The sequence below is a fragment of the Serpentinimonas barnesii genome, from assembly GCF_000696225.1.
Lineage (GTDB): Bacteria > Pseudomonadota > Gammaproteobacteria > Burkholderiales > Burkholderiaceae_C > Serpentinimonas > Serpentinimonas barnesii.
On the sequence record NZ_BAWN01000065.1, the window covers coordinates 1 to 1,237 of the forward strand.

Consider the following 1,237-nt stretch of genomic DNA (forward strand, 5'->3'; position numbering starts at 1 on the left):
CGGCCCGCCGGTTAACCTCAACGTTAGGCCTCGCTCTGGCTTCTGCGGCTCCACTTCCTCGGGCTCCGGCGACGCTACCGGGTTGCTGGCCTGCTGCTCCTCGGTCTGCCCGCCGTCACCCAGCACACCGCACTTGCTTTCCTCCAAGGCTCCAGCCATAATCTCCGGCAACGCCGCAGCGTTCCAAGGCCCCAGCACCCTTCACGCCATCGCCTAACCTGCGGTTCAACTCGGACGTGCCTTCGGCCCGCCGGTTAACCTCAACGTTAGGCCTCTTGACGACTGTCCGCCAAAGGCGTATAGTCTGCAGCATGTTGACGGTCGTTGAAACCAATCTATTCCAGCGCCAGTGGCCGCTCTACTGGACGGAAGAAGAAAGAGGCGGCTTCGCCGCCTACATCGCAGAACATCCAACAGCCGGAGACGTTGTACCCGAGTCCGGTGGCATTCGCAAAGTGCGTTGGTCACGTGCAGGTTCGGGCAAGTCTGGTGGACTGCGTGTGATCTATTTCACCCGCACACCGGAAGGCGAAGTTGTTCTGCTAACGCTATACGCGAAGGCGAAAACGGACAACCTCACTGGCGCTAAATTGAAGGAGATTCGTCGTGCCCTCGAAAACTAAACCTCTCACTGACAAAGAACTCGCCGCCTATGAGGCCGAGCGTGACTTGGCAGCAGAACTTCTGCAAGCGGTACAAGAAATGAAGGCATGCCAACTGCATGTCGTTTCGTCTCCTGTCATTGAAGCTCGCAAGAAAACTGGGTTGTCGCAGTCGCAGTTCGCTACGCTGATGGGTGTGTCCGTCCGCACCTTACAGGGATGGGAGCAAGGTCGCAAACAGCCTAGTGGCGCGGCCCGCACGCTGCTGGCAATTGCCAGCACGAATCCCAAAGCTGTGCTGGCGGTGGCCTCCAACAGCGCCTAACCTGCGGTTCAACTCGGACGTGCCTTCGGCCCGCCGGTTAACCTCAACGTTAGGCCTCGCTTTGGCTTCTGCGGCTCCTACTCCGCGCGCTCCGGCGACGCATCCCGGTTGCTGGCCTGCTGCTCGGCCTTCGTGGAACGTTCGGGCACACAGCGCTTGCTTTCCTCTGCGCTTGCTTTCCTGCAAGGCCTCGGCCATAATCTCCGGCAAAGCCGCAGCGTTCCAAGGCTCCAGCACCCTTCACTCCGTCGCCTAACCTGCGGTTCAACTCGGACGTGCCTTCGGCCCGCCGGTTAACCTCAACGTTAGG

General features: G+C 60.2%; 2 protein-coding genes. Both read left to right on the forward strand.

Annotation, left to right across the window (positions count from 1 at the left end):
• Nucleotides 1-311 precede the first annotated feature (311 nt).
• Nucleotides 312-623: a type II toxin-antitoxin system RelE/ParE family toxin gene (locus tag SRAH_RS12235; RefSeq protein WP_076607043.1), complete on the forward strand. Its 312-nt coding sequence runs from the start codon at nucleotides 312-314 to the stop codon at nucleotides 621-623.
• Nucleotides 607-927 (forward strand): helix-turn-helix domain-containing protein, encoded by a 321-nt coding sequence (locus SRAH_RS12240; protein ID WP_076607044.1) that lies wholly within the window; start codon nucleotides 607-609, stop codon nucleotides 925-927. Before SRAH_RS12235 ends, SRAH_RS12240 begins: the two co-directional genes overlap by 17 nt.
• Nucleotides 928-1,237 lie beyond the last annotated feature (310 nt).